Origin of the sequence: Pseudomonas sp. LG1E9 (assembly GCF_003290225.1) — a bacterium.
Classification (GTDB): Bacteria; Pseudomonadota; Gammaproteobacteria; order Pseudomonadales; family Pseudomonadaceae; genus Aquipseudomonas; species Aquipseudomonas cyclaminis.
Genome location: NZ_CP029983.1, coordinates 1,134,331 through 1,148,718, shown reverse-complemented (window position 1 = coordinate 1,148,718; position 14,388 = coordinate 1,134,331). Strand labels below are relative to the sequence as shown.

General features: G+C 61.1%; 10 protein-coding genes and 2 pseudogenes. 6 read left to right on the top strand and 6 right to left on the bottom strand.

Annotated features, from left to right (window positions below):
• Positions 1-10 precede the first annotated feature (10 nt).
• From tatB to DNK50_RS05440, 6 genes and pseudogenes are all read left to right on the top strand, one after another.
• Positions 11-421, top strand: coding sequence for a Sec-independent protein translocase protein TatB (gene tatB, locus DNK50_RS05460; RefSeq protein WP_099583826.1), 411 nt, complete (start codon positions 11-13; stop codon positions 419-421).
• A complete protein-coding gene (gene tatC / locus DNK50_RS05455; protein ID WP_049710428.1) occupies positions 418-1,209 on the top strand; it encodes a twin-arginine translocase subunit TatC in 792 nt (263 codons plus the stop codon). The genes tatB and tatC overlap by 4 nt, the downstream gene beginning before the upstream one ends.
• Positions 1,206-1,913, top strand: coding sequence for a 16S rRNA (uracil(1498)-N(3))-methyltransferase (locus DNK50_RS05450; protein ID WP_099583827.1), 708 nt, complete (start codon positions 1,206-1,208; stop codon positions 1,911-1,913). The genes tatC and DNK50_RS05450 overlap by 4 nt, the downstream gene beginning before the upstream one ends.
• Before the next feature lie 129 nt (positions 1,914-2,042).
• Positions 2,043-3,053: pseudogene (locus tag DNK50_RS29415) on the top strand (methyl-accepting chemotaxis protein); the annotation flags it as partial.
• Between the two features lie 33 nt (positions 3,054-3,086).
• Positions 3,087-3,959, top strand: a complete 873-nt coding sequence (locus tag DNK50_RS29410; RefSeq protein ID WP_371929514.1) for a methyl-accepting chemotaxis protein — start codon at positions 3,087-3,089, stop codon at positions 3,957-3,959.
• 153 nt (positions 3,960-4,112) lie between these two features.
• A complete protein-coding gene (locus tag DNK50_RS05440; protein WP_112193039.1) occupies positions 4,113-6,020 on the top strand; it encodes a methyl-accepting chemotaxis protein in 1,908 nt (635 codons plus the stop codon).
• Positions 6,021-6,031: 11 nt separating this feature from the next.
• On the opposite strand, the gene DNK50_RS05435 is transcribed toward DNK50_RS05440, so the two are convergent.
• The 6 genes and pseudogenes from DNK50_RS05435 to DNK50_RS05410 all read right to left on the bottom strand — a co-directional run bounded on the left by DNK50_RS05435 (position 6,032) and on the right by DNK50_RS05410 (position 14,110).
• Complete coding sequence (locus tag DNK50_RS05435; protein ID WP_057724449.1) at positions 6,032-6,766, bottom strand: amino acid ABC transporter ATP-binding protein; 735 nt, start codon at positions 6,764-6,766, stop codon at positions 6,032-6,034.
• A complete protein-coding gene (locus DNK50_RS05430; RefSeq protein ID WP_112193038.1) occupies positions 6,759-7,718 on the bottom strand; it encodes an amino acid ABC transporter permease in 960 nt (319 codons plus the stop codon). Before DNK50_RS05430 ends, DNK50_RS05435 begins: the two co-directional genes overlap by 8 nt.
• 146 nt (positions 7,719-7,864) lie before the next feature.
• The gene (locus DNK50_RS05425) at positions 7,865-8,662 is read right to left on the bottom strand and encodes a transporter substrate-binding domain-containing protein (protein ID WP_053140467.1); all 798 of its coding nucleotides are present in this window, start codon (positions 8,660-8,662) and stop codon (positions 7,865-7,867) included.
• 218 nt (positions 8,663-8,880) lie between these two features.
• Positions 8,881-9,681: a transporter substrate-binding domain-containing protein gene (locus DNK50_RS05420; RefSeq protein ID WP_112193037.1), complete on the bottom strand. Its 801-nt coding sequence runs from the start codon at positions 9,679-9,681 to the stop codon at positions 8,881-8,883.
• Positions 9,682-9,865: 184 nt separating this feature from the next.
• Positions 9,866-12,438: pseudogene (gene mdoH / locus DNK50_RS05415) on the bottom strand (glucans biosynthesis glucosyltransferase MdoH); the annotation flags it as partial.
• Entirely contained in the window at positions 12,431-14,110 is a 1,680-nt protein-coding gene (locus DNK50_RS05410) for a glucan biosynthesis protein G (protein ID WP_177411593.1), read from the bottom strand. The gene DNK50_RS05410 and the pseudogene mdoH, both read right to left, overlap by 8 nt.
• Positions 14,111-14,388 lie beyond the last annotated feature (278 nt).

Sequence of the window (14,388 nt, the reverse complement as noted above, 5' to 3'; positions counted from 1 at the left end):
GCACTGACTAATGTTTGGTATCAGCTTCTCTGAACTGCTGCTCGTCGGCCTCGTGGCCCTGTTGGTACTGGGTCCGGAACGCCTGCCCGGTGCCGCGCGCACGGCCGGCCTGTGGATCGGGCGCCTGAAACGCAGTTTCAACGCGATCAAACAGGAAGTTGAACGGGAAATCGGCGCCGACGAGATCCGCCGGCAACTGCACAACGAGCACATTCTGTCGCTGGAGCAGGAAGCCCGGAAGATTCTGTCCCCCGTCCAGGAACCCGCCAGACCGGTGGAACCCGTGGCCGAGCACAGCATCGCGCCCGCCGTTGAGCCTGCGCCCGCTGCCCCGATTCCGACCGCGCCAACCGAGCCTGCGCCGACGCCTGCCGCGTCGCCCGCGCCCCATGACCCTACATTGCCGCCGCGAGCCCCATGAGCGCTGATAAACCGGAAAACGACCAGCACATGCCGCTGGTCTCGCACCTCACCGAGTTGCGTACCCGCCTGCTGCGTTGCGTAGCGGCCATCTTCATCATCTTTGCCGGGCTGTTCGCCTTTACCCAGCAGATCTACACCTTCGTCTCCACGCCTTTGCGCCAGTACCTGCCGGCCGGCGCGACGATGATCGCCACCGACGTGTCATCGCCGTTCCTCACGCCGCTGAAACTGACGATGATGGTCTCGCTGTTCCTGGCGATCCCGGTGATCCTGCATCAGATCTGGGGCTTTATTGCGCCGGGCCTGTACAAGCACGAAAAACGCATCGCCGTGCCGCTGCTGGTGTCGAGCATCCTGTTGTTCTACACCGGCATGGCGTTCGCCTACTTCCTGGTGTTCCCGTTGATCTTCAAGTTCTTCGCCGCTGCCACTCCGGCCGGCGTGGAGATGATGACCGACATCACCAGCTACCTCGACTTCGTGATGACGCTGTTCTTCGCCTTTGGCGTGGCCTTCGAAATCCCGGTGGCCGTGGTGCTGCTGGTGTGGATCGGCGTGGTCAACGTGGCCTATCTGAAGAAGATCCGCCCGTACGTGATCATCGGCTGCTTCGTGGTCGGCATGATCCTGACGCCGCCGGACATCTTCTCCCAGACCCTGCTGGCCGTGCCGATGTGGATGCTGTTCGAGATCGGCATCCTGTTCAGCGGTTTGATCAGCAAGCGTGGCGAACACCCGGATGACCAACCCGCCGACGACGACCAGCCGCCAGCGACCCAGCCGTGAACCTGCTGCTGCTTGAAGAGGCCGACTTTATCGCGGCCGACCGGGTGATCCTGCGTGATCGACGCCTGGTGCATATGCAGGAAGTCCACCGCGCCGCCGTCGGCGACAGCCTGCGCGTGGGGCGCATCGGCGGGTTGATGGGCGCCGCGCAATTGCTGCGCCTGGAAGCCAGTGAAGCCGAACTGCAAGTGAGCTTCGACCAACCGCCGCCGACCAAGCTGCCCCTGACCCTGCTGCTGGCCCTGCCGCGCCCGAAAATGCTGCGCCGGGTGCTGCAAACCGTGGCCGCCATGGGTGTGCCGAAGGTGGTGCTGGTCAACAGCTACCGGGTGGAAAAGAGCTTCTGGCAAACCCCGTTCCTGGAGCCCGAAGCGATTCGCGAGCAACTGATCCTCGGCCTGGAACAGGCGCGGGACACGGTGTTGCCCGAGATCATCATCGAAAAACGCTTCAAGCCGTTCGTCGAAGACCGCCTGCCGGCCCTGACCGAAGGCACCCTGGGCCTGATTGGCCATCCCGGTGATTATCCAGCGTGCCCCCGCGGGCTGGATGAGCCGGTGACCCTCGCCATCGGCCCCGAAGGCGGTTGGATTCCCTACGAAGTCGACCTGCTGGCCAAGGCCGGCTTGCAGCCGGTGCAACTTGGCGCCCGGATCCTGCGGGTCGAAACCGCCGTGACGGCCCTCCTCGCCCGCCTGTTCTAAACACACCACACATCCAATGTGGGAGAGGGCTTGCCCCCCTCCCACATTGGTCTGCATCGCTACAGAATCCCGGAACCGTGCCGATAACTCCTGAATAAGTCCAAGCCTTGTTCCACGGGAGTTCGCAGCATGTATCGTTGGTTAGCCGAAAAGCTGGGGAATGTCAGCGTCAAAACCAAACTGGGCGTAGGCTTCGGCCTGGTATTACTGCTCACAGTAATGATCACCCTCACCGGCTGGAAAGGCTTGGGCGATGTGATCAGTCGCGGTGACAAGCTGGGCTTTATCTCCAGCCTCAATGGGTTGACCAAGGACTTGCGTCTCGCACGCCTGGACTATGACATGCGTCGTGGCGAACAAGGCCCGGGCGCGGTCAGCGAGTTACTGAACAAGCTCGACAGCGGCCTCAAGACCGCCCGCACGCTGATTGAACAACCCGCCGACACGGCCCTGGTCGATGAACAGTTGGCCGCTGTGGACCAGTACAAGCGCGCTTTCAGCGACATGGTGCAGGCTGGCGCCAACCGCGAAAACGCCCGCAGCAAGCTGGGCGATACCGCCGACAATGCGGTCGTCAAAATCAACGAGATCGAAAAGTCGTTGCTGCAAGGCGACAGCGTCAGCCTGTTCAACAGCGTGGTGGACGTGAGCAAGCTGATCCAGCAGGCGCGCTTCCAGGTGCGCGGCTACACCTACAGCGGCAAGGTCGAAGCCGAGCAGCCGGCACTGGATGCCATCGACAACGCCCTGAAAAAAATCGCCAGCCTCAACGGCCAACTGCCTGATCAATATTCGACCAATCTGCAACAGGCCAGCGTTTCGCTGCAAGCCTACCGCGCCGCTGTCAGCCAGTACCGTGACTCGCAGGTGGCCAACGCAGCTGCCCTCAAGATCATGACCGCACAAGGCGATCTGCTGCTGGGTCACAGCGACAAGCTGACCATTTCCCAAACGGTGGTGCGCGATACCGACGCCGCACAAGCCAAGTACCTTCTGCTGCTGGCTACCGTGCTGGCGTTGATCTTTGGCCTGGTGGCTGCCTGGGCGATCACCCGTCAGATCATCATCCCGTTGGACCAGACCCTCCAGGTCGCCGAGCGCGTTGCCTCAGGCGACCTGAGCCATAACCTGACCTCGTTGCGCCAGGACGAACTCGGCCAGTTGCAACGGGCCATGCAGAGCATGACCGTAGGCCTGCGCGAGCTGATCGGCGGCATCAGCGAAGGCGTGACCCAGATCGCCAGCGCTGCCGAGCAACTGTCGGCCGTCACCGAACAGACCAGCGCCGGGGTCAACAGCCAGAAAGTCGAGACCGACCAGGTGGCCACCGCGATGAACGAGATGGCCGCCACCGTGCAGGAAGTCGCACGCAATGCCGAAGAAGCCTCCGAAGCCGCCGCAGCAGCTGACCAGCAGGCCCGCGAAGGCGACAAGGTGGTCGGTGAAGCCATCGCCCAGATCGAGCGCCTGGCCACTGAGGTTGGCAACTCCACGGTCGCCATGGGCGACCTGAAACGCGAAAGCGACAAGATCGGCAGCGTGCTCGACGTGATCAAGTCCGTGGCCCAGCAAACCAACCTGCTGGCGCTCAACGCGGCGATTGAAGCCGCCCGCGCCGGTGAAGCCGGACGTGGCTTCGCCGTGGTGGCCGATGAAGTGCGCAGCCTGGCCCAGCGCACCCAGAAGTCCACCGAAGAGATCGAAGAGCTGATTGCCGGCCTGCAGAGCGGCACGCAACAGGTCGCGACCATCATGGACAACAGCCGCAACCTCACCGACAGCAGCGTCGAACTGACCCGCCGCGCCGGCAGCGCGCTGGAGAACATCACCCGTACCGTCTCGACCATCCAGGCGATGAACTCCCAGATCGCCACCGCCGCCGAACAGCAAAGCGCCGTGGCGGAAGAGATCAACCGCAGTGTGCTGAACGTGCGCGACGTCTCGGAGCAGACGGCTGCAGCCAGTGAAGAAACCGCCGCGTCGAGCACCGAACTGGCGCGCCTGGGCACCCACCTGCAAGCACTGGTCGGTCGCTTCCGCGTCTGACCCACCTCCCCGCGCGGCGACCTGCCCTGGGTCGCCGCCTGCAATCTGTGAAATTTCCTACACGTTTTTCAGGCCCACCCGACCTTCAAAGTCACTAGCGTTCAAGTGAGTTCATCGAACTACACCCGTTAGCTCGCTTGTCGGAGGTCAATCATGTTTGGTCGAATGACTCACCTGCTGGGTAACGCCAGTGTCACCCTCAAACTGGTCCTGGGTTTCGCCCTGGTACTGGCCCTGAGCCTTGTCATTGCCGTGACCGGCTGGCAAGCATTGGCAGCGTCCCTTTACCGCTCACAAACCTTGACCGTGCTGGCGCAACTGGCGGTGTCTGGCGAAGAACTGCGTGCCGACAGAATTCTCTACCGCACTCTGGACGAGGCCAACAGCCTCAGTCGATTGAGCGCCAGCATGGAGAAAGTCGACGGGGCCCTGACGGAGCTGTCCAACCGACTCAAGGTGCCAAAGTCCCTTCAATACTTGCAGGAGATGACGCGGATTTCCGCCACCTTCAAATCCACCCTCAAGGGCGTGCCTGCGCTGGTGGAAAAACGCGAAAATGCCCGCGGACAACTGACGCAGAGCACCACTCGTGCTGGCGATGTCCTGGCACAGCTGACCAGCGACTTGCCTGATCAGGACGATGAAAAAGCCCTGGAGGCCGTCGAAAACCTGCGCCAGGCCATGGAGCAGGCAGAAGACCGTGCCAAGAGTCCAGCCTGGGCGTCCAGCTCACTGGATGCCTATGACCAAGCCGTGGTTGACGCTGAGCGAAGCCTTGAACTCGCCCAAGCTGACGTGGCGAAGCTGTCGGTCGACAGCGTGGCGCTCAAAAATGCCGTACTGAGCGTGCGCACCCACCTGACCCGGCTCAAGGACATCCAACTCACGACCGAACGTGCACATAACCAGTTGGAGCAGCAGTTGGATCAGTTGCTCACACAAAGTGACCTCTTGAGCCAGGATCAGACCCAACGACGCGACCGCGAAGCCGAACAAGCGCGCATTCAGACCTTGGGCATCGCCGCGGCCGCCCTGCTCCTCGGCGCCCTGGCCGCCTGGGTGATCGCCGGGCAAATCGTGCACCCGCTGCGCAAGGCGCTGTCGCTGGCCAATCGCATTGCCGAGGGCGATCTGAGCCACGATGTGCAGACACAGCGTCGCGACGAGCTGGGCCAGCTACAACGCAGCATGAGCCAAATGACGCTGAACCTGCGTGGGCTGATCGGCAACATCAGCGACAACGCGCGGCAAATCGCCAGCGCCGCCGAGGAACTCTCCACCGTCACCGAACAGACCCGCGCCGGAGTGAATAACCAGCGCGATGAAACCGAGCAGGTGGCGACGGCCATGAACCAGATGCTGGCCACCGCCCAGGAAGTCGCGCGCCACGCCGAGCAAGCGTCGATCGCCGCCAGCCAGGCCACTCAACAGGCGGAACTGGGCGATCAGGTGGTGATGGATGCCGTGGCGCAAATTGAACACCTGGCCCACGAGATGGCCCGTTCCAGCGAAGCCATGCTGGGCCTGCAACGCGAAAGCCAGAAGATCGGCAGCGTGCTGGATGTGATCAAGTCGGTGTCGCAGCAGACCAACCTGTTGGCGCTCAACGCCGCGATAGAAGCGGCACGGGCCGGTGAAGCCGGCCAAGGCTTCGCGGTGGTCGCCGATGAGGTGCGCAGCCTCGCCCAGCGGACCCAGCAGTCGGCTGAGGAAATCGAAGAGTTGATTGGCGGCTTGCACAGCGGCACGCAGCAGGCTGCCGACATCATGGACTACAGCCGAACGCTCACTGACAACAGCGTCGGCCTGACCCGTAACGCCGGGGACGCCCTGACGGAGATCGCCCGCACCGTGGCGCTCATCCAGGAAATGAACCCGCAGATTGCCGCAGCGGCCGAGGAGCAAAGCCTGGTCGCCGAAGAGATCAATCGCAGCGTATTGAAAGTGCGCGACGTCTCGGAACAAACCGCTGCCGCCAGTGAGCAAACGGCGGCAGCGAGTATCGAGTTGGCGCGACTGGGAACGGATCTGCAGCAGTGTGTAGGAAGGTTCAAGGTCTGAACGGCGTGTGCCTACAGAACCTGACGCAGGAACGCCTGGGCACGTGGGTCTTTCGGTGCATCAAAGAACTCGGCCGGTGCTGCATCTTCCAGCAACTTGCCATGATCGAAGAACAGCACGCGGTCCGCTACCTCGCGGGCAAAGCCCATCTCGTGGGTGACGCAGACCATGGTCATGCCTTCCAGGGCCAGGGTCTTCATCACGTCCAGCACTTCGCCGACCATTTCCGGGTCCAGGGCCGAGGTGGGCTCGTCGAACAGCATCACCTTGGGTTCCATCGCCAACGCCCGGGCAATCGCCACGCGCTGTTGCTGGCCGCCGGAAAGCCGGGATGGGAATTCGTTGGCCTTTTGCGCAATGCCGACCTTTTCCAGCAGGGCCAGGGCCTTGGCTTCACGCTCCTGCTTGCCGCGCTTGCGCACGACTTTTTGCGCCAGGCACAGGTTTTCCAAGACCGTCATGTGGGGGAACAGATTGAAGTGCTGGAACACCATGCCGACTTCACGGCGATAGGCGTTCACGTCGGTTTTCGGATCGGCCAACTGCAGGCCGTCGATGCTCACCGAACCCGAGTCGAACTCCTCCAGGCCATTGAGGCAGCGCAGGAAGGTGGACTTGCCAGAGCCGGACGGGCCGATCACCACCAGCACTTCGCCCTTGGCCACCTGGGTGGTCACGTGGTCCACCGCGCGTACCACATGGCCACGGGTGTCGAAGACTTTTACCAGATCGCGGACTTCAATCACTTTGGGCGAGCCTCCGCTCAAGCCGGCTGGCCATTTTCGACAGCGGCAGGTTGATCAGCAGGTACAGGCCTGCGACGCAGAACAGGATTTCAAACGGCGAGAACGAGGTAGTGATTACCTCACGACCGCTCTTGAGCAGTTCGGTAATGGCGATCACCGAGACCAGCGAAGTGTCTTTCACCAGGCTGATGAATTGCCCTGCCAGGGGCGGCAGTACGCGCTTGAAGGCTTGCGGCAGCACCACATGGCGCATCGACTGGCCGGCACTCAGGCCGAGCGAGCGTGCGGCTTCGTTCTGGCCACGGGTGATGGACTGCACACCCGCACGAACGATTTCCGCCACATAGGCGCCGGTGAACAACGAGAGCGCGGCGATCCCGGCAAATTCACGGGACAGGTTGAGCACCGTGCCGATAAAGAAATAGAAAATGAAGATCTGCACCAACAATGGGGTGCCGCGTACCAGTTCGACGTAGATCGTCGACAGATCACGCAAGGTCGGGTTGTTCGAAAGTCGGCACAAACCGGTAGCAAGGCCAATCGCCAAACCGAGAATCCCGGAGACAATCGACAGCCACAGCGTGGTCCACAAACCCCACATCAGCGGGCCCAGGGCCCAATGACGATTCACACCAATAACATCACCTTCGGCGACATCGTCGCCGCGTGACACTTGCAGGCTGTTGTCGGCGACCGTCACTTTCTGCTCGGCGCCTGCGTCGTTGCGCAGGGTCACTTCGGCCACGTCACCTTTGCGGACCAGGTCAATGACGGTGGAGATATCCGCTGCCCGCTGGGCTTCTTCGGCCTGGTACGCGAAGTATTGCGGCACGCGGTTCCAGCGCCATTCGTAGGACATCAGCGAAGTGGCGTAGTACAAAGCGCCGGCCAGACCGACCAGCACGACTACGGTCAGCAGGTGCCACGGCCATTGGGCTTTTTTCTGTTTCATTTCAGGTTCCGGGTTATGTGTCGCCTGGCAGGCCGTCATCGGGGGCAAGCCCCCTCCCACATTTTGACCGCATTCTCATGTTGGAACTCGGTCACATGTGGGAGCGGGCTTGCTCGCGAAGGGCGCGACTCGGTACTTCGCCGAACTTATTCCATGTCCTTGAGCCACTCGGAGCTCTTGAACCACTTGTCATGGATGCGATCGTAGGTGCCGTCGTTCTTGATCTGGTGCAGGAAGTTGTTGATGAAGTTGATGCTGTCGTAATCGCCTTTCTTCAGGCCAAACGCCAAGGGTTCGAAGGTGAAGGGTTCGTCCAGGAACACCAGCTTGCCGTTGCCGACTTTCTTCTCGGCAACCACGTTGTACGGTGCGTCATACACAAAGGCATCGGCCTTGCCGTTGACCACGTCCAGCACGCCTTCCTGCTCATTGTCATAGCCGTGGTACTTGGCTTTGGAAATCAGCTTCTTGGCGACCATCTCACCGGTAGTGCCCAGCTTGGAGGTCAGGCGGTATTTTTCGTCGTTCAGGTCTTTGTAGGACTTGATGGTGCCTTCCAATTCCTTGCGGATCAGCAGGGTCTGGCCGACCACGATGAAGGGTTCGCTGAAGTTCAGACGCAGGTTGCGCTCCTGGGTCAGGGTCATCCCGCTACCGATCATGTCGAACTTGCCGGTGAGGAAGGCCGGGATAATGCCGTCATAGCCAGTGGAAACCAGCTCCAGCTTGACGCCCATGGACTTGGCCATGGCCTTGAGGATGTCGACTTCGAAGCCGATGATTTCACCGCGCTTGTCCGTCATTTCGAACGGCATGTAAGTCGGGTCCATGCCGACTTTCAGCGTGCCGCGCTTGACCGCATCATCAATGGCACCGGCCTGGGCCGCATTGGCAGCGACCAGCGCCGTGACGCCAAGCAGCAGCATCGATAGATACTTTTTCATCATCAAGTCCCCAAAACGATTCTTATAAGGTCGGCGCGCAAAACGGCTGCACCATTTCGGGGTGCGATCCTACCCCACTCGTTGCCTGTCACAAAGGTTTCACCAGTAATTGTTATCGGCGTATGTCGGATAAGCCCTACAGGCAGCAGTGAAGCGCTGGGATAGACAGGTGCGTGGGCCGTTTCACCAACGGATTGATGTGTAAGAAGGTATGACTTTCAGTCGATGTCCTCCACCCAGGCCGTGTCTTTGAACCACCGGTCATGCAGACGATCGTACGTCCCGTCCTGAGCAACCTGATTGAGGAAATGGTTGATCCAGTTGAGGCTGTCGAAGTCGCCTTTTCTCATACCAAACGCCAGGGGTTCAAAGGTAAACGGCTGCTCCAGGGACAGCAGCGCGCTGTTCTCGGGCCGGCTCAATGCGATCAGGTTGTAGGGCGCATCATGGATAAAGGCATCGGCCACGCCGTCTACCACCTGGCGTACGCCTTCTTCCGGCGTCGCAAAGCTGCTCAGCCGAGCAGCCCCCAGAAACCTCCGCGCTGCAGCCTCGCCGGTGGTGCCTTCGGTGGTAGCGATCCTGTAGCTGGCATCGTCCAGGTCCTCAACGCTGGTGACCTTGCCTGCCAAGCTCGGGTGCAGCAGCACGGTCTGGCCCACCACGATGAAGGAGTCGCTGAAATTCAGCGTCAGATTGCGCTGCTGGGTGACCGTCATGCCACTGCCTATCAAGTCGAATTTTTTCGCCTTCAACCCCGGCAACAGCGCGGTATAGGGCACTGAGACCAACTCAAGCTCCACCCCCAGCGCCTGGCTCATGACCTTGAGCAAGTCGATTTCAAAACCGACGATGCGCCCCTGTTTATCGGTCATTTCAAAGGGGATGTAGGTGGGCGTGGTGCCGACTTTCAGCACGCCACGCCGGACTGCGTCGTCAATTGCGCCCGCGTGTAACTGGCTGATGTGAATCAATGCGGCAGCGCCTATCAGCAATGCCGAACAATACCTTTTGAGCATGAATCCCCCGTGGCCGAGACATATTTGGGGGGCGATCCTAACCCAGTCGCGGGCACGCAAAAACGCCTCGAACGAGGGTCTTTTGTTTCGAAATAACAAGGGGTTAGAAAGACAAAGAAGATACGAAAAACGCTGTAGGACCAGCGTTTGAAACACCCCCGAGGTGTGCCCTCGGGGGTGTCTGAATCAGGCCGGTTGGGCCTGGGACGACAGCGGTTGCAGCGGTAGCAACGGCGCGTGCGGGTCGGCCTTGATCGAGTCACGCCAAGCGGCGAGCCACTCGGCATGCCCTTCGCTCCAGACCTGCTCGTGCAGGCGGGCCAAGGCCACCGGGTCACTGAGCAACGCCAGGCGCTCGCCGTTGTTGAGGCCGGCAGGGCCGACTTTCAACGCATGACGAACACGTTCGGTACGCAGGTACTCGATCGGCTCGGCCTCACGGTGACGCGAGGTCGCCAAGGCACAGGCCAGGGCGTTCTGCTGCGGGTCGACCACCGACCGCACAAACCCGTCATTGAGGGCGTGCCAGCGGTTTTCGTGGGTGTACTTCTCCGTCGACAGCAGCGCTTGCGGCGGGTTGTACTCCTCAGGGATCAGGAACAGGCTCTCGTCGCGGGACTTGAGGCCCAGCTTGACCCGGCTGGAGATCACCGACACCGGGATCGACAGCATCAGCGAACCCACGATCGGCACCAGCCACCACAGGAAGCTCGGGTTCAACCACACCACCAGCAGCGCCCACAGGAAGCCCAGCACAGTTTGCGGACCGTGGCGCTTGACCGCTTCGCTCCATGGCGTGGAGTCGTCGTCACGCTGCGGCGAGTTCCAGGTCGCAGCCCAGCCGAGGAACGCGGCAAGGACGAAACGGGTGTGGAAGATCATCCGCACCGGCGCCAGCAGCATGGAGAACAGCATCTCCAGCAGCATCGACAGGGTCACCTTGAACTTGCCGCCGAACTCTTTCGCGCCCTTGGCCCAGATCAGGATGATGCTCAGCAATTTGGGCAGGAACAGCAGCACGATGGTGGTGGAGAACAGCGCCACCGCCTTGTCCGGATGCCATTGCGGCCACAGTGGGTACAACTGGCGCGGTGCCATGAAGTACTGCGGCTCCATCAGTGTATTCACCGCCAGCAAGGCCGTGGACAGCACCAGGAACAGGAACCACAACGGCGCTGACAGGTACGACATCACCCCCGTCAGGAACACCGCGCGGTGCACCGGGTGCATGCCCTTGACCAGGAACAGGCGGAAGTTCATCAGGTTACCGTGGCACCAGCGACGGTCACGCTTGAGTTCGTCCAGCAGGTTCGGCGGCAGTTCTTCGTAGCTGCCCGGCAGGTCATAGGCAATCCACACGCCCCAGCCGGCACGGCGCATCAGCGCGGCTTCAACGAAGTCGTGGGACAGGATCGAACCGGCGAACGCACCTTTACCCGGCAACGGCGCCAGGGCGCAGTGCTCGATGAACGGCTTCATGCGGATGATCGCGTTGTGGCCCCAGTAGTGGGATTCACCCAACTGCCAGAAGTGCAGGCCGGCGGTGAACAGCGGGCCGTACACGCGGGTTGCGAACTGCTGCATACGCGCATACAGGGTGTCCATGCCCGACGCACGCGGCGCGGTCTGGATAATCCCGGCATCCGGCGTCGCTTCCATCAGGCGCACCAGGCTGGTCAGGCATTCGCCGCTCATCACGGAGTCCGCGTCGAGCACGACCATGTACTTATAGTCACCGCCCCAGCGACGGCAGAAGTCGTCGAGGTTGCCGCTCTTGCGCTTTACGCGGCGGCGACGGCGGCGATAGAAGATCTTGCCGAAGCCACTGGCTTCGCGGCACACGTCGAGCCAGGCTTGCTGTTCGGCGATGCAGATGTCGGCGTCATTACTGTCGCTGAGCACGAAGAAGTCGAAGCGGTCCAGGTCACCGGTAGCGGCCACCGATTCGAACGTCGCACGTAAACCGGCGAATACACGCGGCACGTCTTCGTTACAGATCGGCATTACCAGCGCGGTACGGGCGTCTTTCGGAATCGGCTCATCACCGGCACTTTTACCGGAGATCCGGTATTTATCGTGACCGGTAAGCAGCTCCAGGAAGCCCATCAACGCCGTCCAGAAACCGGCCGACACCCAGCAGAACAAGATGCCGAACATGATCAGGATGCTGGTTTGCAGAGCGTAAGGCAGTACTTGGGTGGCGGTTTGCAGCAGGGTCTGGTTGCGGATTTCGTCGAAGTCGACCAGCGACCAGCCTTGGTACGGCATGATGCCTTTCATGTACCAGCCGGCAACGATGGTCTGGCCGAGCATCAGCACCAGCAGGATGTAACGACGGATCGAACCCACGGTACGCCAGCGTGCAGCCGGCAATACGCGTTCATCCTTCGGCGGCGCCGGCGGGTTGCTGCGGCCAGTAATACGGCGCCAGCCGCGCACCAGGATATTGGTACGCCACGGCTCCGGCACCACGCGGGTGCGGCGGATCGGCGGCGTGGCCTTGAGGCACACGCGACCGCTGGCGTCGAGCGCCAGCATTTCGGCGTCTTGCAGCTCTTCGGCGGTGCTCAGGGTCAAGCGGCGGCCAACCGACGCCTGGGCGGCATCGACGGGCGCGTCAAAGGTTGCGGACGACAAACGCTCGTGCAACTCGGTGAAGGATGTGCAGCCCGCCAGTTCGGCGCGCTGCTCAGCGGTCATCGGGAGATGCGCCAGATACTCGGACAGAGTCTCTGGCGTGACTTGAGAATTACTCATCGGCAGGCAACTGATAGCTCCAGGTTTCGGTCAGGACTTGCTCGGTCTTGATCGGCTCCGGCGTGGCTGGGGCAGCTTCTGGCTGCTTGGCTTCCTTGTCCTTGGCGTCTTTCTTGGCCTGTTTCTCGTGTTGCTTGGCCAGGACCTTGTCAGCCTTGAGCACTTGGCTCGACACCTTCTCGGGCTCAGCCTGCGGGATGTCCTGGACCAGGGCCGCACGCATTTCGGTCGGCTTGCCCGCGTCCTTGATCTTCATGCGCAGGGTCAGGCGCCAGCCTTTGGTGTGTTCGTTGTAACGCACGCTGTTTTCTACCAGTTCAGCGTTGTCACCCACGCTCACCTGGCTGCGCACCGGGGCGTCCGGCAGCAGTTTCTTCAGGGACGGACCTTCGAAATCCACCAGATAGGCAACGCTGCCATCGGGCTGACGGATCAGGTTGGATTGCTTCACGTCACCCGTGGAACGCAGGGTCTGCTTGACCCAGGCGCTGTCCGGCGAGTGGAACGCGGCGTCGTCCAGGGTCCAGTGCAGGCGGTAGGCGACTTCCAGCGGCTCGCCGACTTTCGGCAATTCAGCCGGGCTCCAGAAGGCAACAATGTTGTCGTTGGTTTCATCGGCGGTCGGGATCTCGACCAGATCGACGGAACCCTTGCCCCAGTCACCTTCAGGCTCGATCCAGGCGCTTGGGCGCTTGTCGTAGTTGTCGTCCAGGTCTTCGTAATGGCTGAAGTTGCGACCGCGTTGCAGCAGACCGAAACCACGCGGGTTCTCTACGGTGAAGTTGCTGACCGACAGGTGTTTAGGGTTGTTCAGTGGGCGCCAGATCCACTCGCCGTTGCCGGCATGGATCGACAGACCGCTGGAGTCGTGCAGTTCGCGACGGTAGTTGAGCACCTTGGACGGCTGGTTCGCGCCAAACAGGAACATGCTGGTCAGCGGGGCAACGCCCAGTTTGCTGACCTTGTCGCGCAGGAACATCTGGGATTTCACGTCGACTACAGTGTCGGTGCCCGGACGCAGGATCAGGCGATAGGCGCCGGTCGCACGTGGGGAATCGAGCAGGGCGAAGATCACCAGGTGCTTGTCACCCGGTTTTGGACGCTCGATCCAGAACTCGGTGAAACGCGGGAACTCTTCACCAGACGGCAGCGCGGTGTCGATCGCCATGCCACGGGCAGACAGGCCATACACCTGGTCCTTGCCGACGACACGGAAATAGCTCGCGCCGAGCATGGTCATGATTTCGTCTTGCTTGTCGCTCTTGTTGATCGGGAACAAGACACGGAAACCGGCATAACCCAGTTGTTCGGTGGCTTTAGGATCAAATTTCACATCGCCGAAATCGAAACGCGACGGGTCGTATTTGATTTCCTGGACGCTGTCAGCCGTGACTTCGTTGATTTTCACCGGTGTATCGAAGTGCATACCCTGGTGATAGAAGGACAGCTTGAACGGGGTGTTCTGATCGGCCCACTCGGCTTTTTCATTGCGGAAACGAATCTTCTGGTAGTCCGCGAATTTCATCTCGCGGAATTCGTTCGGCAGATTGCTGCGCGGAGCTTCGTATTTCTGCCCGGCCAGCTCTTTTGCCTTGGCCGACACATCATCCAGACTGAATGCCCACAGTTGACCCGCGCCGAACAGGCAAAACAGGGCAGAGCCCGTTACCAGTGCGTTTCGTAACCGTTTGGCAGACAATTTTGGTGCATTACAGGGACTAACAATCACGAGCAACCCTCGCCGAAAACAGATCAAAAAACCAACGGCCAGCTATCTATATGCCAGGTTGGCGAGCATTGTTCCGACTCCCCTGGGTCAAAATGATTCCCCAATGGATGTCGGACAAGTCTGTACCTAAGTCAAAAATGGACCAAACAACGCTGATCCCCGTAGCGCGCGATTATCTAGTAGCCCGCGACACAACGCATCAGGGGCAGCGAAGTATTTGT

Excerpts from the sequence above, each read along its gene's own strand:
- DNK50_RS05440 (WP_112193039.1), top strand. The coding sequence starts at position 4,113 with ATGTTTGGTCGAATGACTCACCTGCTGGGTAACGCCAGTGTCACCCTC.
- DNK50_RS29410 (WP_371929514.1), top strand. The coding sequence starts at position 3,087 with ATGCAGAGCATGACCGTAGGCCTGCGCGAGCTGATCGGCGGCATCAGC.
- DNK50_RS05420 (WP_112193037.1), bottom strand. The coding sequence starts at position 9,681 with ATGCTCAAAAGGTATTGTTCGGCATTGCTGATAGGCGCTGCCGCATTG.
- tatC (WP_049710428.1), top strand. The coding sequence starts at position 418 with ATGAGCGCTGATAAACCGGAAAACGACCAGCACATGCCGCTGGTCTCG.
- DNK50_RS05430 (WP_112193038.1), bottom strand. The coding sequence starts at position 7,718 with ATGAAACAGAAAAAAGCCCAATGGCCGTGGCACCTGCTGACCGTAGTC.
- DNK50_RS05425 (WP_053140467.1), bottom strand. The coding sequence starts at position 8,662 with ATGAAAAAGTATCTATCGATGCTGCTGCTTGGCGTCACGGCGCTGGTC.
- tatB (WP_099583826.1), top strand. The coding sequence starts at position 11 with ATGTTTGGTATCAGCTTCTCTGAACTGCTGCTCGTCGGCCTCGTGGCC.